General features: G+C 36.8%; 14 protein-coding genes. All 14 read right to left on the reverse strand.

The window, feature by feature from the left end; genetic code table 11:
• Position 1: 1 nt before the first annotated feature.
• Entirely contained in the window at positions 2 to 847 is an 846-nt protein-coding gene (locus ACSBFT_RS10325) for an SMP-30/gluconolactonase/LRE family protein (protein WP_489604544.1), read from the reverse strand.
• Positions 848 to 879: 32 nt separating this feature from the next.
• Entirely contained in the window at positions 880 to 2070 is a 1191-nt protein-coding gene (locus tag ACSBFT_RS10330; RefSeq protein ID WP_463048464.1) for an enolase C-terminal domain-like protein, read from the reverse strand.
• Between the two features lie 13 nt (positions 2071 to 2083).
• Complete coding sequence (locus ACSBFT_RS10335; RefSeq protein ID WP_489604545.1) at positions 2084 to 3466, reverse strand: endo-1,4-beta-xylanase; 1383 nt, start codon at positions 3464 to 3466, stop codon at positions 2084 to 2086.
• The gene (locus tag ACSBFT_RS10340; protein WP_489604546.1) at positions 3453 to 4682 is read right to left on the reverse strand and encodes an MFS transporter; all 1230 of its coding nucleotides are present in this window, start codon (positions 4680 to 4682) and stop codon (positions 3453 to 3455) included. Before ACSBFT_RS10340 ends, ACSBFT_RS10335 begins: the two co-directional genes overlap by 14 nt.
• A gap of 16 nt (positions 4683 to 4698) precedes the next feature.
• Positions 4699 to 5130: a hypothetical protein gene (locus ACSBFT_RS10345; protein WP_489604547.1), complete on the reverse strand. Its 432-nt coding sequence runs from the start codon at positions 5128 to 5130 to the stop codon at positions 4699 to 4701.
• A gap of 336 nt (positions 5131 to 5466) precedes the next feature.
• Positions 5467 to 6879, reverse strand: a complete 1413-nt coding sequence (locus ACSBFT_RS10350; RefSeq protein WP_489604548.1) for an alpha-amylase family glycosyl hydrolase — start codon at positions 6877 to 6879, stop codon at positions 5467 to 5469.
• Between the two features lie 45 nt (positions 6880 to 6924).
• Positions 6925 to 8364 carry a RagB/SusD family nutrient uptake outer membrane protein gene (locus ACSBFT_RS10355; RefSeq protein ID WP_489604549.1) on the reverse strand — a complete coding sequence of 480 codons (1440 nt, stop codon included), beginning with the start codon at positions 8362 to 8364 and terminating at the stop codon, positions 6925 to 6927.
• Between the two features lie 12 nt (positions 8365 to 8376).
• On the reverse strand, positions 8377 to 11358 hold the full coding sequence (locus ACSBFT_RS10360; RefSeq protein ID WP_489604550.1) for a SusC/RagA family TonB-linked outer membrane protein: 2982 nt from the start codon (positions 11356 to 11358) through the stop codon (positions 8377 to 8379).
• Positions 11359 to 12163: 805 nt separating this feature from the next.
• Positions 12164 to 12895, reverse strand: coding sequence for an IclR family transcriptional regulator (locus ACSBFT_RS10365; protein ID WP_489604551.1), 732 nt, complete (start codon positions 12893 to 12895; stop codon positions 12164 to 12166).
• 1720 nt (positions 12896 to 14615) lie between these two features.
• The gene (locus ACSBFT_RS10370; RefSeq protein ID WP_489604552.1) at positions 14616 to 16070 is read right to left on the reverse strand and encodes an FAD-dependent oxidoreductase; all 1455 of its coding nucleotides are present in this window, start codon (positions 16068 to 16070) and stop codon (positions 14616 to 14618) included.
• A 31-nt stretch (positions 16071 to 16101) separates the two neighbouring features.
• Positions 16102 to 17535: a Gfo/Idh/MocA family oxidoreductase gene (locus ACSBFT_RS10375; protein WP_489604553.1), complete on the reverse strand. Its 1434-nt coding sequence runs from the start codon at positions 17533 to 17535 to the stop codon at positions 16102 to 16104.
• Between the two features lie 69 nt (positions 17536 to 17604).
• A complete protein-coding gene (locus ACSBFT_RS10380; RefSeq protein WP_489604554.1) occupies positions 17605 to 19101 on the reverse strand; it encodes a RagB/SusD family nutrient uptake outer membrane protein in 1497 nt (498 codons plus the stop codon).
• A gap of 20 nt (positions 19102 to 19121) precedes the next feature.
• The gene (locus tag ACSBFT_RS10385; protein ID WP_489604555.1) at positions 19122 to 22385 is read right to left on the reverse strand and encodes a TonB-dependent receptor; all 3264 of its coding nucleotides are present in this window, start codon (positions 22383 to 22385) and stop codon (positions 19122 to 19124) included.
• A 189-nt stretch (positions 22386 to 22574) separates the two neighbouring features.
• Entirely contained in the window at positions 22575 to 23666 is a 1092-nt protein-coding gene (locus ACSBFT_RS10390) for a FecR family protein (RefSeq protein WP_489604556.1), read from the reverse strand.
• Between the last annotated feature and the right edge of the window lie 9 nt (positions 23667 to 23675).

Raw genomic sequence — 23675 nt, forward strand, 5'->3', positions numbered from 1 at the left:
CTTATTTAAAATATACTGGTAAACCTTTACCCTGGGATTTGAAAGAAAGTATCTCACCGTTTTCAGCCTCTGTAACCACCAGTCCTAACCTACCTGACGGATCGAGAGCACAGCTGGTAGGCCTGCAACCTTTACAAAGAAGTTCTTTAACAATTCTTCCCTTTTTATCATATACCAAAATCTTATGTTCATTGAATACTGTCACATACAAGTTCTCCTCGAAATCAAAGGCTATTCCATCTGGCCCCCAGGGTCCTTCCCCTGCCTTGGCAAATACTTTTTCATTTTTCAGAAAACACTTCTCTGCATCCCAATCAGCTATCCAAAGGGCTTGACGATATGTTTCTGAAAAAATAAGTTTATGACCATCATTCATAAAGGCCAATCCATTTGTAAAGTATTTATTGTCCGATACCACATCCGCGGTGTCTTGCCCATTGGGTAACACACATACCGTAGAAAGTGGCTTTTGTCTACCATTAGCATGGTCAGAGAAAAGTAAATTCCCTTTCTTATCAAAAAGCAAATCATTCGGTTTTTGCAACCTGGTACCATCACCTAGATTACGACAAACTGTTTCCACACTTTCATCTAGTGAATTAAACTTTCTGATTTCTCCTCTTTCGCTATCACAAAACCACACATTACCCTCTAAGTCTAATATTCCACCATTTGGTGTACCGTCGACATAAAAACGATTCAAATTCAAACCATCCCATTTTGATAAACACCTCCCCTCAATTTCGACAAACCAAAGGTTTCCTTTTAAATCAAAAAAAGGGCTTTCTGGAAACATGAGCCCAGAGAGAAGTACATCATATGAAACATCTGTTTTTTCGAGATTCATTTTTTAATCACTAAATAATCGCAATTCAATATTTAAATACCACCTACCTTGGGATACCAGTCTTTACGGTAAGGATCCTCGTGAAAACGAGCATAATAATCTCCCATTTTTTCGAAATACTTCTCATATTTATCCATCTTATCTTCATCCAGTTCTACGCCTAAACCTGGCCCTTCTGGTACTTTTATTGCCCCATTTTCATATTTCATTTTACCACCAACTATAATATCATCTTCCAGATAATGGTAGTGGGCATCTCCTTCCATATTCATTGTAGGAATTGTGGAGGCAGTGTGGAGCATTGCAGCTAACTCGATTCCAAATTCTGCACCTGAATGCATAGCCACTCCCAGATTAAATGTTTGACATATTGCCACTAAATCTTTAACACCTTTGGGTCCTTCCCAATAATGTAAATCCGTGAGAATTATATCAATAGTATTCATGTGAATAGCAGGCCCTAGGTCATCGAACTTATTGGGATACATGTTAGTCGCTAAGGGTATTCGAACTTGCTCTTTAACCCTTTTCATCCCTTCTAGCCCCCAAGATGGATCTTCAAAATATTGAATTTCAAGCTCCTCCATTCTACGACCAGCCTTTACTGCGGTAGCCACAGACCATACACCATTTGGATCTATCCTTAAACCAAAGTCATTTCCTAGACGCTCACGACATAGTTGAAGAACTCTGACTTCCTCCATGGGATCCATCACCCCTGCCTTAAGTTTCATAGCTGTAACTCCAAGTGTTTCTTTTAATTCTACACAGAGGTCTGCGATGTCTTCTGCGGAGGAATCATTCCCACCTCCTGGTCTGTCATATCTCCAAAACAAATAGCCGATCATTGGTATTTCGTCCCGAAGTTTCCCACCAAGAAGTTTATGCATAGGAACATTACAAGCCTTGCCCATTATATCTAAACAAGCCATTTCAATGGCTCCATATAATCTAGAATTTGACAAATAATAAATACTTCTGAGAACCTTTAATTTTATAGCCTCTATTCCAAAGGGATCCATCCCAATAATTCTTGGTTTCAGCTTCAATAAGGCTGCCCTTTGATCTCCACCTCCAACTTCCCCTAAGCCCACGATTCCTTCATCTGTAATAAGCTCAAGAACAGTCCTCATTAAGTACCCAGGGTGAACCCCTGTATTGTGACGTAACATGGCATTCATTGGAATAGCCACAGTACGTACTTTCATATCAATAATTTTCATAGAATTTTGTTTATCAATTTAAAATAACCACCTGATCAGATGCACTTTTCTTACTTAGATTTAGTGTCTTTTTATATGTTTTTCCTCCTTTCTTAATCACCAATTCGTATTCACCATAAAAGCCTGTAAAGTGAGCTCTATTTTTATCTTCGGCTGTTTTTAACGTTACCTGTGTTTTCCATTCTTTATTTATCAGCCTGTCTAACACTTCAAAAGATGGCTTTTTGCTAAAATCTCTGTTTAGCAATCCTCCCATCCATTTGTCTTCTCCCCTAACCACACGACCATCAAGTCTTGTATATCCAGGAGCAGCAGTTTCATCCACCAGATTCCACCAAACGATGGCTTCAACCTTAGGATGACTGAACCATAGTTTGTATAAATTTTCGGTCATTATGGCCTGATATTCTGGCCCCTTGTCTGACAAAGCCGACACCGTAATTTCAGTGATATGAAGTGGCAAATTAAAATCTGAATAAAGGTCTAGTGTCTTGTAAAGGGATTGCGGACTAAATTGTTCTCCCTTTAGAATTTTCCAGTAATCATCCTCACTGAAATTGTGATACTGCATTCCAATAACGTCCATTTTAGCACCTCTAAGTTTCATATTATCAATCAATAGATAATCTGCACTATATTCACGTCTATTGCTCCTTCCCCAAATACCTGTGGTGAAATTTAGAGTCAAATCATTGCTATAAGGAAAAAGACGTTCTGTTTCTTTAAATGATTTAAAAGTAAAGTCTTTAGGCATCAGTACATCTGGATGCCTATCTGTTACTTCGTTCACTACATCCCAAATCTGAATAGAATGCCCATACCTTTCTGCAATTTCTTCTATTCGCTTGCTTATTTTTTGTTCCATAATCTCCTCATTAGCCGGAAGCCATTTAGGAAGCGACCAACGTGGATTATCCCAAACCAAGGTATGCCCCTTTGGAGTTAGCCCATATTTGTCACTAAATTCAAGTACCACATCTGGTGCAGGTCGTCTATAAATCGATTCGCTATTTTTGTCAAATCGCAGCTGTCCTTCCTCTGGTTCTAATTCTGGCCAGTAGAATGGAACTGTAACAAAGTTGAAAAGTTGAGTGAAATGCTTTTCAAACAATTCATTCTCTTTGGGATCTTCAAAGCCTTTAACCATAAAACCATTGGCTCCAAAATAGAAGTCGTGCTTGGTCTGTTTGGCTTCAAAGCTAACATCATTTATAGGCTCACCACTTAGGTTTTCAAACTGTATTGTAAACCCTCCCATTCTGTTTTGCCTTATTCCATCTTCTATTCTTTGTTGGATATAGGGGTCATCCCAATTATCAAAGTATTTCTGAGATGGCTGAGCTAAAAGCCCCTGAAAAGCAAATACTAGTAGAGTAAGTAGACTAATTTTCTTCATAATAATCATTGTCAAAAGAGTATTTAATTGCGATAAAAATTAAAACAGCACCGATTAGATAGAAATAGGAAAGAGCAGACAGGCCAACGGATAAACCAGAGACCGTCTTAATCCAACCCAATAAAACCGGAGCGAAAGAACCGATAGTAAAAGCAAAAGCTAACATTAATCCCATTGACGACGCCCTGTACTTGGGCTCAATAACATCAAATAAGGCGGCGAACAAATTGGAGTCATATATTCCTCTAAAAAAGCCAAACAACCCCATGCCTATATAACACCACATCAAAGAGTCGCTTACAGCCATCATATAGATAAAGGGTGCCCCTAGAAGTAAGCCGATTAACTCAGTTTCCATCCTCACTCTTTTTCTAACAGCTGCAAAGTGGTCAGATAGTTTACCACCTACCATAACCCCTACAAAAGCAAAAAGATGATGGTAAAACATGGAATTGAAACCGGCCGACGAGAGTGACATATCAAATTTTTCGTGCAGGAAGGTTGGCATCCAGGTAAGGTATCCAATATTAACAAACACCATAGCTCCAAAGGCCAAGCTTAGAAAGTAAACAGTTTTTTTCGCCAAAATGGCTCTTAATATCTCCTTAAACTTCGGTCTTTCTTGGGTTAAATTTGTTGTGTCCGTTGGCGAATCCTTCAGTTTATAAAATACAACAATGGACCAAAGTACTCCTACACCACCAAAGACATAAAATGAAGAACGCCATCCATAATGCTCACCAATATAACCGGCAATAAACCCACTAGCCACAATACCAGTATAAAGTGAGGTTTGATGAATAGACAAAGCCATGGCTCTAGTCTTTTTGTGAAACTGACCAATTAACGAAGTCGCAGCAGGATAATAAAAAGACTCACCTCCACCAGTAGCGATACTTCTGAATAAGATAAGCAGAATCATTCCACTACTAAACCCTGTAAGCAGGGTTCCTAAACTGAACACTAAGAGACTGTAAAATACAATCCATTTACGACGTAGTAAGTCGCCAGCCAAACCAGCAAAAGGGACCAAAACACCATAAACAAGAGTAAAGATTGTAGCAATCAAACCAATTTGAATATCACTAAGGTTTAAATCTTCTTTGATCAGTGGGATAACCACATTGAAAACTTGTCGATCTCCTTGGTTCAAAAAGTATGCAAACCAAAGCAGTATAATTAACTGCCATTTGTAGGGTATAGTTATTTTTCTCATTTGAGTCTCTTAATTGTCATTTTATTTCTATTTCGTACCATACGGTTTCATAAGAAGGCCCTATTTCAATTTCGGAAGAGCCATTTCTACTTCTTTTTACTTTTACTTCACTCTTTCTATTACCTTGAGGATCTAATGCAAAACACCTTGTTTTTTTAGAAGATGAAGGGATTGTAATTTTTGCTGGTATCCCTTCAGCCTGTATTGGACCTTCTCCCCAATTAGTGAGTCTTATTTTATTTTTCGGAAGTTTTTCAATCTCCATTCCTTTGTTTTCTACCAAACCAGTTGCTGTCAAAAGAATGCTTGTTGAGCTTTCGGACTCCCCTAAACCATTTCCATTTTTTGAAGTAAGAGATACTGTAGCCCATTCTAGTCTTGTTTTACCAATTTCGAGCTTTACTCCTCCTAGTTCTATAACTCTTCCTTCAGGAAATCCTGTGAACAATTTTGTATTTTCCGTATTGATTGTCCAATAAGCAGCTCCTTCTATTACTCTATTCCAGGTAAGCTCTCCATTGTTACTACTTATTATTTTCTCTTCTCCAGCCCCTAACCAGAAATAGTTATCGTCTGTGTAAAAACACCTTTTCTCACCTACTATGTCTAAAGCGGGATTAAATGCCGGATTGATTCCCGTATTTTAAATTTTCACTCTCAAAGAAGTTTATCCAATGCCTTTAATGAAGTAATTGGATAAACTTCTAACAGATCTTGATTAAAAAGATATTGAATTACTTGTTATACAGTAGATATCGAGCCATCTAACATAGAAAGTCGAAAATTAATCCATCAACTTTCCTATCCAAAAACCGTAAGAGTCCAATCTTAACGATCTCTGAGTTATCCCCCCGCCTATTACCCTTGATTCTAATAAGCTAGAAACTTTTGGCGAAGAACCAGCAAATTCAAAGGGTTTAACCCTAACACTTGTAACAGCATCAGTTAAATTTATTACCGTTAAAATCTTTTCCCCCTTGAACTCACGGACAAAAGACACGACTTTATCTGGAGAATTGTTTTCCATCCATGTTACAGTTCCGTTTACAATTGACGGATTTTCCCCTCTAATTTTAATCAGTTCGCTTATCAATTTATACCTTTTCTTTCCTTCTGGAAGATTAGCGAGTGACCAATCAATGGGAAGTCTTCCGAAAATACTGTGACGTGCCTTGTCTGCAATTTCTTGACCATTATAAATTAATGGAACACCATCAATCATAAATGAAAGCACTAGACCAGCATTTGCTCCATCAAAGCCCCATTGCTCTTCAATACGGTTGAACCAACCATCATTAGCAATATCATGATTATCTGTATATCTTATGAATCGATACCCTCGAGGTCTTCTCTCAACAGCATCTTTCCATGAATAAACGACATCGGAAGCAGGTTTTTCTCCATTAAAAACTCTTCTTATATCATCAGACCAAGTAAAACTATAATTAAGATCAAATGCTTTTATTTGATCATCATACCTAATCCCTTCAGCCAACATAGCTATGTCCGGTTTTATTTTTTCTAAACGTTCACGAGCCTCCTCCCAAAAATCTAGTGGAACACCGTCTGACACGTCACAACGAAAACCGTCAACATTGAAATCTCTCAACCAATACTCCATATTATTAATTAAGTACTCTCTTGTTTCAGGGTTTTTAAAATTCAATTTAGGCCAATTCCAAGAGGCCAGAACTGGGCCATTCTCATCTCTTTCAATAAAATCAGGATGATCCTCCAAAAAAACAGCACCAAGACCGCAATGCAAAAAGACAATATCGAGCATCACCTTTAGATTCAACTCATGTGCTTTATTTATAAATTCTGCTAAATCTTCGTCTGAACCAAATTCTTTATCCACGTGAAAGTAGTCTTTGATCCTGTAGGGGTTCAATGGACTCTCCATTCCTGACCCCTTTTGTCTCGAACTCCAATAACTTCTTGTGGAATCATTATCCATCTCGAACACTGGACACAAGTAGACGATCGTGGCACCCAAAGAAGAAATGTGCCCTAGTTTCTCGGTAGAAGCTTTAAGATTCCCCTCTTTAGTAAACGCCCTTGGTTGTATTTGGTAAATAACTCCTTGACTCAACCAATCTGGTGCAGTCTTGGCGTTCAGTCTACTTAAATCCCCCGTTTGCCCGTTCAGTGAAAAAACAAATAAAGAAAATACAAGCCCAAAAAATATTCTTTTCATATCAATTCTAAATTTCATAATAGTTATAGCCAAATAAATACTCTTTCAATATCCAGGGTTTTGATCGCTTTCGGGATTGATACCCTCGTTTATGTTCATCTCTGTTTCTGGAATTGGCCATAACAGGTGCCTTTCTAATACATCATTACCTGTACCTTTCTTTATAATATCATTAACTTTACCAGAACGTTTTAAGTCGTGCCAACGCTTCCCACCTTCAAGAAAGGTCTCATAACCTCGCTCCTGTAGAACTTCGTCTAAGAATCCTTCCAAATTAGAAAATTCATTTAAGTCAAAATCAAAAGCTGAAGGCTGTAATGAACTCACTCCATATGCTCTTCGATGTACCATATTTAACTTTTCCACGGCTTCCGCCGTCGGCCCATTATTAACTTGAGCTTCAGCCTCCGCATAAAGAAGAAGTAAATCGGCATATCGATAGAATGGATAATCATTACCTGCACTTGATACTACTTCAGGGTCATTAAACTTAAGCGTTAGCATAGTATTGGCTCCTAATCCTATATTCCACGGATACCAATTTTGTTTTCTTAAATCGTCATCATCCCATTCGTTAAAAACAGAGTATTCTTCTTTATCCATATATAAAGCATATAGCCCTTGGCCGTTTAAATATGGGTCTGAAGGGTGATGTAGAAAAACCACGTATGACCATCCATAATCGGTAGTTCTAGAATACTTTAGATAAAAAATCTCTTCTGGTGTAGTAATCACATCAGGACCATATAGTTTTTGGAAGTCGGTTACTGATGCAACCTCTACTAAAGAATAGGTATTAGATTCAATTACCTCTTTAGACTTTAAAAGAGCATTGGGATAGTCCTTCTGATAAAAATAAACATCAGCTAAAACAGTCTTAGCGGCCCACTTAGATGGTTTACCACTAATTTGAACGTTTTCAGGAAGATACTTTTCAGCATAGAGCAAATCTTCACTTATAAAGTTGTAAACTTCTGAAGCAGAACTTAAAGGCACGTTTTGTTCGCTAATATTTAATTCCGTGCTAATAACTGCCTTCCCCCAATCCCTTACAATATGAAAATATATAAACGCCCGCATAAACCTAGCTTCTGCTACATATTGACTTTTCATTTCATCACTTAGTAACGTTGAATTAGGCACATTCGCAATAACTAAATTTGCATTTCTTATACCTTGATATAAGTTATTCCATATCAAACTAACTCTAGAAATATTAGTATTATCGAGACCTTGAAAATCGCTTAAAACAGAATAACTTCCTCTCCCATGGGTAAAGTCTGTATATGCTTCTAGCTGACTAGGATATAAAAAGCCAAAACAATTATACACTTTTATTGCTTGATAAATCGAATTTAACGCAGTTTGAATTTCTTCATCTGTTTGATAGAAGCTTTCTTGAACTATAGCTTTAGGAGCCTCGGTCAATATGTCTTGACAAGAGACCAGGAAAAAAAACGCGGAATATATTAATATTTTTTTCATTCTTATTTTTATTTAAAAGCTGGCACGAAGGCCTAAATTGAAAGTTTTTGAATTAGGATAGGTCTGATGATCAATTCCTTGGTTTATAGAATTTGACCCTCCTTTCGAGTTTACCTCAGGATCCCACCAAGAGTACTTAGTAAATGTTAAAAGGTTCTGAGCATTCACAAAAATTTGAGCACCACTCAGCTCGGAAGAACCAATCTTAATATTTGGGAGATTATAAGCCAATTGAATATTTTTCAATCTTACATAAGAACCATTTTCTACAAAACGGTCTGAAACCCGTACCGATTTTGAAGTAGTTAAAGCCGGGTATTTGGCCGTAGTATTCTCAGGAGTCCAATGATCGTAGTAAACTTCAGCGGGCATATTTACACCAAAACCAACATCCAGTGTATTATTTACAGAGCTTAAATTAAAAATATCATTACCTTGACTTCCTTGAACAAAAAGCGTCAATGACAACCCTTTATAAGACGTTATTGAATTAAGACCGTAGATAAAGTCTGGATTAGGATTACCTATTATTTGTTTATCACTTTGATTAATTATCCCATCTCCGTTAACATCCAAATATGTTGGACTACCGTTATCATCATATCCCGTTTCTTTATATCCGTAAAAAGAACCAAAAGGCTGACCTTCCCTTAAAATATTAATAGCTTCATTAATTAGGGTAACATTATAGGCCGTACCTAGTATATCATCCCCTCCATATAATTTTTTAACTTCGTTTCTATTAAAGGCTATATTTCCATTTAACTCCCATTTAAGCTCCTTGTCTACAATAGTTCCTCCTAATTCTAGCTCAAACCCTTTGTTAACTATTTCGCCTATGTTTTTAATAGTATTTGTATATCCAGAAGATGAGCGTAACGGCACAGCATTAAGTAAATCTGTCGTCTTTTTGTGGTAATAATCTAATGAAAACTGAACTTTATTATTAAGAACACCTAAATCCAACCCTATATCAGCTTGTTCAGTAGTTTCCCATTTCAAATCACCTGGCAATCTTGTCCCTGGGGCAAAAGTTGTAAATAACGCATCTCCAAAGACAGCTTTACCAGAAATCAAATTATTCAACGTAGCATATGAACTAATAGCCTGACTACCAGTCAATCCCCAACCAGTCCTTAATTTCAAATTTGAAATAAAACTAACATCTTCCATGAATTTTTCGTTTGATATTCTCCATGCTAAAGCAGCTGAAGGAAAATACCCCCATTTATTACCCTTACTATACTTTGACGAACCATCTGCTCTAAAACTTAGAGTAAAGAGATAAGTATCATCATATATGTAATTTACTCGCCCCAACGACGAAAGTAAAGCGGAATATGCATATGAAGACGTGGCTATACCCGGAAAACTAGCGGACCTTAAATCATATGTTTCAATAACGTCACTTAAAAAACCACTTCCTGAGGCATCTAATCCCGTAGATTTAAAATCTTGAAAAGTAAAACCTGCCAATGCAGAAAAGTCATGTAAACCAGAAGACTTAGAATATGTAAGCGTATTCTCATTTAACAAACTAGTAAACTGATCTGTATTTACTACTGCACTTCCTTGAGAATTTAAATATCTAGTTGTAACATAAGAATCTAATCTGCTATCAGTATTTTCTATACCTCCCATTATCTTTAAAGTCAGTTCAGGTATAGGCTTATATATCAAAGCAGTATTGATCAACACTCTATTTGACAGTACCGATTGGGTAGTTTCATCAAAATAGTATGCTGGATTAACAATCTGAGTAGCAAAAGGATATACTGTAGTCAAATCCATTATAGAGCCATCTTCTTTATAAGGTGCAATAGTAGGAAAGGCAGACACAGTGGCTGCAATTAAAGAATTCCCTCTATCTCCACCACCACTATTTTGATTTTCGGATATAGTTTTACTAAGAGTGACATTACTACTTATTTCAACTTTCTTATTAATACTATGCTTAAGACTTGACCTTAAACTATATCTATCGTAACCACTATTTTTAATAATTCCTTGCTGATCATACAAACTACCCGAAACTGAAAACCTAGTTTTTTCATTACCCCCACTTACCGTCAGATTAGTGTTGGAGACCATAGCGTTTTTAAAAACAAAATCCTGCCAATCTTGACCTTCACCAAATGAAGATATCTCTTCTTGGGTAAATGGAATATCCCAACCGACATTCTTTGCAACTTCATTATAAAAAGCTGCGTACTCCGAAGCATTCATCAAGTCCATTTTTTTTCGTAAAGTTTGTACTCCAACGGTAGCAGAAAAATCTACTTTTGTTTTTCCCGATTTACCCTGTTTTGTCGTAATCAAAACTACTCCATTGGCTCCACGTGAACCATATATTGCCGTGGCTGAAGCATCTTTCAAAACTTCAACACTTTCTATATCACTACTATTTAACAAGGTAGGGCTACCAGAAAAAGGAAACCCATCGATCACATATAGCGGCTCGTTACTACCCTGAACGGAATTAGTCCCACGAATTCGAACACTTATAGAACCACCCGGGGCTCCTGTATTCTGATTCACTTGTACGCCAGCAGCCCTTCCAGCTAAAGCTTGGACAACATTAGCCGTAGGATAAGCAGTTATTTCTTCATTCTTAATTGAAGATACCGATCCTGTAAGGTCACTCTTCTTGACCGTTCCATAGCCAACTACTACTACCTCGTCCAAAAGTGATGTATTTGCTTCTAATTCCACATTAACTTCAGAACGTCCGCCAATGGTTATACTTTGACTAATGTATCCTAAGAAAGAGATGGTAAGTTTAGTATTCTGAGACTCCACTTTAATACTGTACTGGCCTTCTCCGTTGGTCATGCTGCCAATGTTGCCCGCGACTACAGATGCTCCTGGCAAAGCCATTCCAGTCTCTAAATCGGTAATTCTCCCAGTAATAGTTGTTTGGGCAAGAAGAACATTCGCCCAGAACAAAAGCGGCACCAATAAGAGTTGCTTTTTAAGGTTATAAGTTTTCATCATTTCAAGAGGGTTAAAATTTGTTTTATATTATTGAATAACATTTTATATACAAAAATATATAGCCTTTTGACAATTACAAAACCTTTTTGGAAGAATTTCACAAAAAATAATCCAGAACTAAATTCGAACAATTCTATTTAGCCTAAATATTAACTTTCACCAGAACCTTTAGAAAAGTAGACTTTCCGATAATGATTAAACTGTTTTAATTATTTAAGGATGGGAAAAACTGGTAAAGTTTCAAGTTTTAAAGTCACAAAGTATCTATCCGATAACCAAAGGCAGTTAGTAATAGATTCGCCAAAACGCATCCTCTACTAACCTTGTTCAGATACAAGGAGTAAGGTTTCCCATAAACTGCATGATTAATAAAAAAAAATCTTTGCGGGACTTAATGCGAAGTACAGAGAAAGGGCACTTGATCTATAGAATAGGCATCAGCTCTGTTTTAATTAAACCTACTAACATCCAAACACCTAGTAGTTCCTTAAAGAGAAAGTTATATTTAATAGGAGTTTCAAAAAGTATAAAAACAATCTTACCTATAGTCTTTTGCTGTATTCTTAAAAAATGAAATTGTGTAATAGGAGAATGCCTGAGCAGGGTCGTTCAAATAACCTCTTGAAAAAACTTATTAGCAATATCAAAATTCTGGTGAATAGAAATTCAATTCGCATCAAACACTAGGCTATCTCCAGAGATATCACCCTTTTATTTTTAGCTATCATCGCATCCCAAAAAGAAAGTATTCGGTATATACCGGACATATAGCGTGGCCGAGAACTCTTGGTAGACTTTTAAAACTCTATGGTAACGCCTGACCAATTTGTTTAGCCGTTTTCCGCATTTCTAACAAAATATTTCCGCTAGTAGACTCATCAAATCTAAACTTTGGCAAGAACACTCCCAGCCCAGCTACAACTTCACCATTCTGTTCTATAGGCATCGCAACCCCCAAAATTCCAGAACGAGCCAATTGCATGGCATATCCCGTTTTTTTAATATCTATCAAAGCCTCCTTAAAGTCGGATTCCGTTTGCACACCCTGCCAAACTTCCGCAGCTGGCAATCCATAAGTTTGAATAAAATCATTAATTTTCTTTTCAGTCAAGTGGGCTAACAAAACCCTGCCTGAAGCAGTTTCAAAGGCCTTTTTCTCACGCTTATTTATGACATGCAATTCTTGTTCTGCGTACACATCGTGAAGACTTACTCTCATATCGCCTCTCAAAATACCGATCATACAATTTTCATTGATAGATATCATCAATTCTGACAACAAATCGCGAGAAGCGTTTATTAAATCTATACTATAAGAATTATCTCCAGTTAAAGAATACAACATGCCTCCCAACCCATACCCCTTTTTGGGGTTTTTCTCCAAATAGTCGCGAATAACCAGAGTCTTTATGATATTAGCACAAGTACCATGATTTAATTTTAGATGGTTGGCAATCTCTGCCAAAGGAACATCCTTCCTGCCACTAGCGGCAATATATTCTATAATATTAAGAGCTCTATGAACAACTTGAATCATTAAAATTTTCAGTTTGGGACACTACACTTTGTGAAGTGCCTGTATTTTATTAAAATAAAATCCTTACAGATGTACTATTATTATAATCTTTTGTGCGACAACCTACAATAGTTTACAAATACTTACCATGACCAGCAAAAAATAGACACCTTTTAGACCGGATTTGAAAGCGAGAAACAGTCAACAAATATAAGAATGAATTTATATTTCGATTTTCCTTTCCACTTGTAATAGATAACAGTAAAATTTCCTTAATACTCTTGATAGAAGAATTATGTATTTAAAATTTCTTCTTAGTCCAATGCTGTCACCCTCCGGAATAACATTATAAGCCCCCCTACAGACCTTTAAAATCCCTTTATAATGGTCCTTAAATTTCATATAAAGCAGCATATTTACTTAGGATCTTCAATCAAGGGTCTAAGTAATCATATATTTTAAATCATCTCTAGATAATTTAGAACTATTGGTAAGTTTATCATAAGCATAGACGATAAACATTTCTCCTTTTGCCACTCAAAATCAAACTACGCTACAAGCATGATCACTATTCATGAATAGACCCTAAACCTCCGCAGCTCAAACCACATTTTGTACCCCGCTTCTTTTAATTCACCCCTTCACTAAAACCCAAGTAGGTTAACACATCACTTTAAGGAAAACAAAACATCATAAAGCATATATAATCAGCAATTTGGCTTCATTTAAAGACAACATCAGTTAAAGGTGATTGTCCAGTTTATTATTAAAAGAACTGGACAAACCTAAAAGTATTAAACAAATATGATTGACTTGGGAATGTACAATATCCCTATAAAAAGCGTTCGTCTATTTTAGAATAATAAGGGAGTATAAACTAAATTCTGTCTAGTGTCTCAGCCAGCTGTGGCTAGCCATGGCTGGCTGCTGGTCAAGTCCTATGTCCTTCGCTCACCAAAGTTGTTTATAGCTAATTGCTGAACAGTCAAACTCCAGTTATGCACCAATTCTTAGATGAATAAGCAATGAATTCCCCAATATCACATCTTTGTATCCTATGCGAACCTATCTCCTCCTCTAAGTGAAATAGAACTCTTATTACTGGTAATTCCCGGTAACTAACACCAATTTCAGTTGCTTTTTCAATTATCTATAATATTAAAAACACGAGCTCTTCTTCCATCTAACAAGTAATTCCGCTTAACACAAAACCGAGGCTATAACCCATATATACCTGGATAGCTTCGAGAATGAATTGTTGTATGAGGCTAGTTTAAAGTTGTTGAGGAAACAGAAAACTCATGTTCTCTTTCTACTAGGCAATAGCCTAACTTAATTGGTTTTCTGTCTTAAGAAAAATCCCCAGCAAATGCGGGGATTTTTCATTTTTCCAACTTTTATCCATAAGCTATAAGAGCCTTTAAGTTACTAAATAATCTAGGGTTTTCTTGAAAGTTTCTGAAGCAGTAATTGCGTTCTAGAAACCTTTATTTTGTCAACTCGGTAACCTTTATACATTATTTACATTTTCAATTAAATTCCTGAATCAATTTTAAGTATAAATCAACCATTTTTCTATCCGTATGAAAAAATCAAAATCTATAATATCCAAGTTACAGTAATTCAGATGAGCCAATTAAATTATCAAACTACCCTAACCATATTTTACAATTGAAAGTCTAAATATTGGTCAGCTCCCTCATCATTAATTAAAAATATAAACTGGCTAGTTTGCAATACTTTAATCAAACATTGTTTTAGAAAAACTGTAACTGGCTTCAAGAGATTCCTCTATTTTAGCCCATTTTACTTTGTGTGCCGGTATATTATTCAAAGCACTCAAAGCTCCTAAAACGCCAGCCGCTTGCCCCATTGCTACAGCATTACCCGTTACGCGATAACTGGCATGAGCCACAAAATCACCACTAATGCACCGTCCGGCCATTAACAAACCATCAACATCCTTGGCAATGAGAGCTCGAATTGGAATATCATATGGTTTTGCTCTCAGCCCTTCTTTGGTAGTATTACTGAGAGCACTTTCATCGTTCTTACTCTTTGTGGCAGCATGGATATCTATTCCGAAAGTAACTCTCGCAATGGCATCTTCATGTCGTACTCCCATAATTAAGTCTGAATCTGTGACTGTATAAATACCATGAAGTCTTCTACCCTCCCTAACTCCAATCTGTTCGCACGACGCAACTAACTGAACACTCTCCCATTTGCCTCCAAATTTTCTTAAAGTTTTAACTACTTTATTTACCTCTGCTCTTCCCCTCACAGTAGCGGCCGTCATTTGGTCTGCATCAAAAGGGTCAACGCCATATTCGTGATTAATCATTAATGCAATGAGGTTATCTTTAACTTGAAATAAAGTGGGATGACCGTAGGAAGTATCTATTCCTGCACGATGTAGTTCTTCTTTAAATGCGTTTGTTTTTTCCCGATGCTCCTTATCCCCATTATAAAAAGAGATAAAATCACTTAATCTTTCTGGCTTATCTATAGTGATGAGAGACATATAGGTCATTGGTTGAGTCTCTCCAGTTTCTTTATATCCATAATCCCAACCGTTTCCGGCTAAGGCTCCCAAATCTCCATCGCCTGTTGCATCAATAAAGGCTTTTGCAACCCACGCTTGACGACCTGACTTAGATTCCGTTATTATAGTGGTTAATTGTTTTTTATCATTGGTATATGCCGCTACAACCCTTGTATGTAATTGAAACTTAACCCCCGCTTCAATACATTTCTCTTCAAGAAGTAATTTCATTTCTTCAATTTCATAAACAAAGTTCTTAACGTTGGTACCTCTTTTAGCACCTCTTTGTTCTAATTCTTTCATTATCTCATAGGTAATGCCAGGCTTTTCAAAATCAAAAATCCAGGCCAACATACCTGCGGTCCAAACGCCCCCTAAACAACCATGAACTTCTATTAACCTGACTTTGGCACCCGTTCTTGCTGCTGCAAGTGCTGCTGCAAATCCAGCAGGTCCAGCTCCACAAACAATTACATCTACTTCTTCTACAATGGGAACATCCTTAGCTTTTTCATGATACATACTGGCTGGAAGACCATTAGAATACAATATTTTATTTTCCGCACCCATAATTGGTAAATGAGGAATCAAAGTAGCTCCCCAAATGCCAACAGCCGATTTCTTTATGAACTTTCTTCTACTATTTTCCATTGTATTAATTCTTTTATTTTAAGGGTTTTAATTACCAATTCAATTTCTTTTCTAAATTATCCCACACTACTTTTTTACCATTTTTATAAGATAAAGTTGCCATGTGAGCAGTTATTGCTTCTTGATAGGCACTTTCTATATTACAGCTTGTCTCCCAACCATTTCTAATACATAGCAACCATTCCATGATATGGAGATGGGTTGGATCTATTTTGATTCCATTTTTGTATGTACTCATCATACCCTTTTGCTTGAAATACTCAGTAGTCGCTCCACTAATGGCATCGACAGCTTCGGGAACTTCTTCTGCTTTAGAAGGATATTCAAAAAAGGCTTCATTCTTCTTCATAATTCCAGAAGATAGTTTTTGAGCATATTTTGTGGAGCTAGGATTTGGAAATACCTTAATCGTATTTCCCAAATACATAGTAGCATCAGAACCCATTATCATACTTTCTCTAGTGGCGTCATTCGCCAATGTGGCACTATACAGAAGTGTCATGTTCTTATCAGGGTATTCAAAACTAACCTGAAAAACATCCGGAACTTCACGACCATCTTTGTAAAAATAAATGCCACCTGAAGCCATCGCTGAATGCGGTATTCCTAGATTCATTATAGAATTTATCGAATCAAATTCATGCGTAAATAAATCGCCAGCCAGCCCTGTTCCATAATCCCAGTATTTTCGCCATCTAAAAAATCGGTCAGCGTCAAATGCTCTTGTAGAATCAAATTGAGCCCAATCAATATTAATTTCACTCGCATCTTTCGGAATGTCGTACACCCAAGCACCTTGTCTTGAATTCCTATTGGTACTTGACTGAATTAATGTTATCTTTCCCAAAACATCGAGATACAAAATATCTTTAGCGTGATGGTAGGTATCCTTTTGACGTAGCTGATGGCCTAACTGAAAAGTAACATTACTCTTTTTTACAGCTTTATATACTTCATTTACTTCCTCATACTTATGAGTAAAGCATTTTTCTACATAAACATGCTTTCCTTGCCTTACAGCCTCTATCACTATAGGAGCATGCATATGATCTGGTGTCGCAATAATTACAGCATCTATCTCCTTTGACGCCAACAGTTCTTTATAACTTCTGTATAATCGGGCTGTTTTTCCGCCGGCTTCTAACGCTTTCTTGGCTCTAAAATCATAGAGGTCACAAATACCTGTTATTTCAATATTCAGGCTTTCTTGATTCGCATATTCCTCATAGCTTGTGTTTCCTTTGTTATTTTCAACCCATTCAGCAGTCGGAAAACCAGCGGCTCTCATAAGCTGCTCTCCTCTTATTCCAAACCCAATAATCCCAACTTTTAGCCTTTTAGAAGATAAGCTCTCAATATTTTTACTATCTACTTCCTTCGCATTTAAGGGGCTGTCTACCAAATATGATAATGACATCATACCAGATATTTTAAGAGCATCTCGCCGGCTTATATTTTCTTTCATTTCCATAGGTATTTAATGATCACATCAAGCGACCCTAATAAGACAGCAAAACGGTTTAATTACTCCAATTTAATAACCTGGATTCTGGTCTTTAACGCCATCAAGAGCCTGATTAAAGTTGAATTCATTGATGGGAATAGGCCATAAATAATTTTTCTCTGATAGTTCAATACCCCAAACCTCCTTGATTATTTCTGAGGCTTTTCCTGTTCGTTTCAAATCTGGCCATCTTTTACCCTCCAATTGAAATTCGTATCCTCTTTCCTTAAGAATTAATTCCAAGAAGCTGTCCGAATCGTAGTCTCCTGTTCCAAAGTCTATTGAAGATGGCTTTTGTGGCTCTAAACCATATGCTCTCCTATGCACTTTATTTAATGCTTCTATCGCCTCTTTGGTAACTCCATTTACCCTACCTTCAGCCTCAGCATAGATTAATAAAACATCTGCATATCGATACCAAGTTACTGGGTTGCCGCCACCAGCCAGACCAGGACTTTCAGTATCTATAAATTTCATGGAAAGTAATGTGGTGGGAGATACTCCAAATTCTTGCGGATACCATAACCCTTTTCTCAGATCTTTATCATCCCAGTTTTTAAAAGCTGGATTCTCTGAATTTCCATGAACACCATAGACTCCAGAGTTGCCATAAAGGCCGGTTCTAGGATGATTCAGTAAACCAGGCCAGATATTTCCTAAACCATTGTCATGAGAATATAAAGAGTAGAAAATTTCTTCTGAATTTTTGACAGTATTTGAGCCAAAAAGATTCTGAAAATCTTCAACCTTTTTAACCGTCAACAATGCATATTTTCCTGAGCTAATTACCTCATACGCCTTATCACGAGATTCAGCATATTTACCATTATTCAAATAAACATCGGAAAGTAATGTTTTGGCAGCCCACTTAGATGGTGCACCTCTAAGCCTTTCTTCATTGGGTAATTTTACTTCTGCTTCGGCCAAATCTCTAAGAATAAGCTGATAAATTTCATCTACCGAACTTTTAGGTACATCTATGATGTCAAAATTCTCTTCCGTACGAATAGGTACGGAACCCCAATTTTTAACTAAGTTGAAATAGGCAAACGCCCTTAGAAACTTAGCCTCCCCGATAAAACTATCCTTTTCATTTTGATTTAACATAGAGCTCAAAGGCACATTTCGAATCACTAGGTTGGCGTTTCGTATCGCCAAATAAAATGGCCCCCACATGTTTGAAGTTCGCGTAACCCAGGTACTGTTTAAACCATCATATTGATTTAACCAGGCCCAGCTACCACGACCATAGCACATTTCATCCAAAGCACTGTTAATTCCCACAATACCCGCATCTGGTAATTGGCGTAAGGGTTCATAAATGGCATTAACCGCTGTTCCAACTTCCAAAGAAGTATTATAAAAGCTTTCCTCGGCTACCAACTTTGGACCTTCTTCAAGAATCTTTTCGCACGAAATTAGGGATATCGCTACAAGAGCAATTAGACCTGTTCCTGTGACTTTACCTTTTGACCAATTCAAAAGCTTTTGAGTTTGGCTAGTATTCTTATATAGACTATTTTTCATTGTAAAATTCATTTTGAGTTTTAAAAATGGGCCTGTACACCAAAAGTGATTGACTTCGCTGTTGGATAGGTATAATAATCTATCCCTTGATTTACAGAGGTATTTCCACCTAGAGAGTTCACTTCTGGATCCCACCAAGAATAACGGGTCAGGGTAAGCAAGTTTTGGGCACTCATATAAAAACGTAAACTATTCTGACTTGATTTAGGCATCTCCAGTTTATACGCCAATTCGATATTCTTTAATCTTAGATATGAACCATCTTCAACAAACCTATCTGATGCTTTAACATTGGTACTAAGACGTGGTATCGGATATTTGGCGTCCGTGTTGGTTGGCGTCCAATGATCAAGATATACAGCTCTTGGCATATTCAGTCCTATACCATAATCAAGTGTATTATTTATAGCGTTGACATTAAATATGTCGTTCCCTTGAGTTCCTTGAAAGAAAAAAGAAAACTCAATTCCTTTAAAGGACATATTTGACTGGAGGCCGTAAATGAAATCTGGATTAGGATCACCGATAAATGTTTTATCATTAGAGCTAATGATACCATCCCCGTCCAAGTCTTTGAATTTTATACTTCCCTTGTCGTCATACCCGTCTTCTAAGTACCCCCAGAAACGACCAACCGGCTGGCCCTCTTTAAGTACATTCAGGTCATCTTGTACCAGGTTTACATTAATACTTCCACCAAAAATATCTCTACCGTTGACAAGCTTCGTAATCTTATTTCGATTAGACGAAAAGTTTAAATTAACATCCCATAAGAAATCTTTCTTAGTCAGTAATTTGGCATCTAAGGCAACTTCTATCCCCTTATTTTGTAGACCTCCAATATTTCGGATGGCCGTATTATATCCCATAGAGGATGGCAGACCTACAGTATTAAGTAAATCCTTGGTGTCCTTTATATAATAGTCAATAGACATATTATATCTATTGTTCAAAAAGCCTAAATCAAAACCAATGTTTTTCGTTTCGGAGGTTTCCCATTTTAGGTTTTGCGGTAAACGTGTTCCTGGAGCATAGCTGACCTGAAGTCCGTCACCAAGAACAACATTCCCAGAATAGAGTAAATTTAATGTTGTATATGCAGCGATAGCCTGGCTACCTACTCTCCCCCATGAAGTTCTTAATTTCATGTTAGAAATAAGAGAATTCTCGAAAAAGAAGTCCTCATTAGAAATTCGCCAAGCAAATGCTGCAGATGGGAAATATCCCCATTTATTTCCTTTACTAAACTGAGATGCACCATCTGCTCTCATACTAGCAGTAAAGAGATATTTATTATCGAACGAATAATTTACACGACCCAATCCAGATAGCAGTTCTGACTTTCTATAAGAACTGCTTGGAATATTGGGATTTAAAGCGGCTCCAATATCAAACGCTTCTACTACATCACTAATATATCCAGTACCACCACCACTATGACCTACTGTGGTAAAATCTTGATAAGTGAATCCTAAAACAGATGACAAAGAATGTTTATCATTAAAAGTCTTATTATAACTTACTGTATTCTCGTTAAGTAAACTCGTATAATTTACAGAGCCTATGTTGGCGGAGCTATTTCCACTTAAAATATTGTTTGTTACATGCTGAGTTTGAAGATCGCCTCTACTTTCTATGCCCCCAAGAATCTTAAAGGTAAGTTCGGGTATAGGACTATAGGTGTAATCTGCATTAATAATTATCAAATTCGACTCTTTAATCGAAGTTGCTTCATTTAGTGAATTTATTGGATTGGCTAGACTATTTGAGATGAAAGGGTAAGCAGTAAGCAGTCTTCTATAGGTACCATCTTCATTATATGGACTTAAGGTAGGCGGTGCAGAAAGTGTACCTCCAATTATTCCTCCTCCCCGATTCCCTCCAACAGGGTTTTTTATGTCTGTATTTATCCTACTAAGCTTAGTGGATAATGATACTCTGGATTTCTTATTGAAATCATGCACAATGTTGGAAACCAACGAATATCTATTATAATCGCTCCTTTTAATAATACCTTGCTGATTATGAGCACTCAAGCCTATTGCAAATCTTGTAGCATCACTGCCACCACTTATATTTAGAGAATTTCTAATCATAGCAGCGTTTTTAAACAAGGCATCCTGCCAATCAAAACCTGTTCCTGCCCTATTAATTTGTTCTTGAGAGAAGAATGGATTAGCATTTGAATTTGCCAAGGTCTCATTGACAAAAGAAGCATATTCTTCAGCATTCATCAATTCAAGCTTCTTTCTAAGGTATTGCATACTATATCCTGAGTTAAACGAAACCCTCGCCTTACCTGACTTTCCTTGTTTCGTTGTAATTAAGACTACCCCGTTTGCTCCTCTTGACCCGTAAATGGCGGTAGCAGAAGCATCCTTTAGAATCTCTACACTTGCCACCTCTGAACTATTTAGGATAGTAATATCATTTGTTGGAAACCCATCTATAACATACAGAGGTTCATTACTTCCTTGTATAGATCCAATTCCTCTTATTCTAACACTAATTGGTGCTCCGGGTGCTCCTGAGTTTTGCTGCACATAAACTCCAGCTGCTCTCCCATTCATAGCCTGAATGACATTAGTCGTAGGTAGGCTTTGAATTTCGTCTTCTTTAATAGAAACCAAAGAACCTGTCAAATCACTCTTTTTTACGGTGCCATATCCGATAACCACAATCTCTTCTAGAGCTTTCGAATCAGTCTTCATCCTTATCTCTAGCTGAGTGGAGTTGTCAAGAACTAACGTAAAATCTACGTATCCAACGAAACTAAAAACGAGTTCATCACCCGGATTAGCCTCTATAGAAAAATCACCACTTCCATCTGTAGAAGTACCAATTGTTGTCCCTTTGACTCTGACGGTAACTCCAATAAAACCGCTTCCATTCTCATCAAATACTCTACCTTGGATTCTGTTTATAGAAGACGACTTTTCTTCTTCTTTTAACTTGGATTGTTCTCTATCTCTTTTAATGACAATTTGATTCCCAGAAACGGCGTAATTAAGTCTTAAACCTGTTAATACACCGCTCAGAACCTCAGCTACAGTCGTATTAGAATAATTCACACTGACTTTCTGATTGGCGTTTATTAAATCAGGGCTATAAATAAATTTAATTTCGCTAAGCTTCTCTATCTCGCTGAAAATAAGCTTAATAGGACTTTTATCAACTTTTAATGATATTTTCTGTTCCAATACATCCTGAGAGAAGCCTTCTCTAGCGATGGAGCCAGTTAAGAAGCACAGGAGCAGTAGGAGCTGTATTACTGAAATTCTCATGATATTAATGAGTATCCTTGTTTTAGGATATGATTTTTGCATAACTTGTAAATGTTTAAGGGATGAGCAATTTTCTTTAAATATGCCTAACTGTAAGTCCAATTACAGTTAAGCCTTGAGTCTTGGAACTACTTGTCCCAAGGCTCTTTTTTTAGGACGAGTTCATTTAAATAGGGTTTAAAGTATTATTCAGTTTTTACGCTGTATCAAAATCTTATCATCAATTTCCTGAAAAGAGGCCTCTAGGGCTAAACAAATAAGTTTTAGTTTTTCCCTCAAAGGCTCATCACCTAAATGAGCGGTAAGCCTTGAAGAAGACAACTTTTCTTTATCATATACGATATCAACATTATACGCATTCTCCAATGTGTTGAAAACATCTTCTGCCCTTGCCTCATTAAAATTAAAATTCAAGGTTTCTATCTCCTCCAACAAATCACTTTCTTGAATATTTTCTGGCTTAAGAGTATGTTGTTTATTCCTACCTACTTCTAGTTTTTGAGAAGGTTCAAGTACAATACCCTGTAATTCACTGCCTTCAATTTTTCCCGATTTATTGAAATCATTTTGGGTGAAAACGGAGACTTTACCTGATTTTACAAAAACTTCAGCAGTATTTGATTTAGCATTAGTCCGGATCGTAAAACTCGTACCCAACACCTTTGCTATCATATCATTAGCGTATACGATAAATGGTCTTTCTTTATCTTTATAAACCTCAAAAAATGCCTCGCCCTCCATTATGAGTTCTCGACGTTCAACACCAAAAGTTTTAGGATTATAACTGATTCGTGTTTTAGGTTGTAATAATATAGAAGAGCCGTCTGGTAGATTCACCAGTAGAGGTGTTACTCCAAGATTTTGTTTTTCAAAAATCTCCCCTGAGACCAGTCTGGCGTTTTCAACGTTTGTGCTATAGCTTGCGATATCTGTAACATCTTTAACTTGATTTAATACTAAATATCCACCAACAAGAAGAATAGCTGCAATTGTAGCCGCAACTTTTACATAAAATCTGGTTCCGAATTTTTCGTAATCATAGGAATTCGATTCTTTCACCTGAACATTATTTTTTTCTACTTTATTAATAATACCAGATAATCGAGACTCCATATCAATAATCACTTGCGGATTAAGAACTTCCCACTCATGCATATACGTAAAGTAGAGTTCCTTATTCTCATCCAGTTTTAACCATTCCTGAATCATGCCCGCTTCGAAGCTGGTATGTTTTCCCTCGAAAAATTTAAAAAGTATTTTTCTTGAAATCGACTTTTCCATTCTTTTGAT

The organism is Arcticibacterium sp. SM2516 (genome assembly GCF_057914865.1).

Bases quoted from the DNA above. Each gene is read 5' to 3' on its own strand.
- ACSBFT_RS10325 (WP_489604544.1), bottom strand. From the start codon at position 847: ATGAATCTCGAAAAAACAGATGTTTCATATGATGTACTTCTCTCTGGG.
- ACSBFT_RS10330 (WP_463048464.1), bottom strand. From the start codon at position 2,070: ATGAAAATTATTGATATGAAAGTACGTACTGTGGCTATTCCAATGAAT.
- ACSBFT_RS10335 (WP_489604545.1), bottom strand. From the start codon at position 3,466: ATGAAGAAAATTAGTCTACTTACTCTACTAGTATTTGCTTTTCAGGGG.
- ACSBFT_RS10340 (WP_489604546.1), bottom strand. From the start codon at position 4,682: ATGAGAAAAATAACTATACCCTACAAATGGCAGTTAATTATACTGCTT.
- ACSBFT_RS10350 (WP_489604548.1), bottom strand. From the start codon at position 6,879: ATGAAAAGAATATTTTTTGGGCTTGTATTTTCTTTATTTGTTTTTTCA.
- ACSBFT_RS10355 (WP_489604549.1), bottom strand. From the start codon at position 8,364: ATGAAAAAAATATTAATATATTCCGCGTTTTTTTTCCTGGTCTCTTGT.
- ACSBFT_RS10360 (WP_489604550.1), bottom strand. From the start codon at position 11,358: ATGATGAAAACTTATAACCTTAAAAAGCAACTCTTATTGGTGCCGCTT.
- ACSBFT_RS10365 (WP_489604551.1), bottom strand. From the start codon at position 12,895: ATGATTCAAGTTGTTCATAGAGCTCTTAATATTATAGAATATATTGCC.
- ACSBFT_RS10370 (WP_489604552.1), bottom strand. From the start codon at position 16,070: ATGGAAAATAGTAGAAGAAAGTTCATAAAGAAATCGGCTGTTGGCATT.
- ACSBFT_RS10375 (WP_489604553.1), bottom strand. From the start codon at position 17,535: ATGAAAGAAAATATAAGCCGGCGAGATGCTCTTAAAATATCTGGTATG.
- ACSBFT_RS10380 (WP_489604554.1), bottom strand. From the start codon at position 19,101: ATGAAAAATAGTCTATATAAGAATACTAGCCAAACTCAAAAGCTTTTG.
- ACSBFT_RS10385 (WP_489604555.1), bottom strand. From the start codon at position 22,385: ATGAGAATTTCAGTAATACAGCTCCTACTGCTCCTGTGCTTCTTAACT.
- ACSBFT_RS10390 (WP_489604556.1), bottom strand. From the start codon at position 23,666: ATGGAAAAGTCGATTTCAAGAAAAATACTTTTTAAATTTTTCGAGGGA.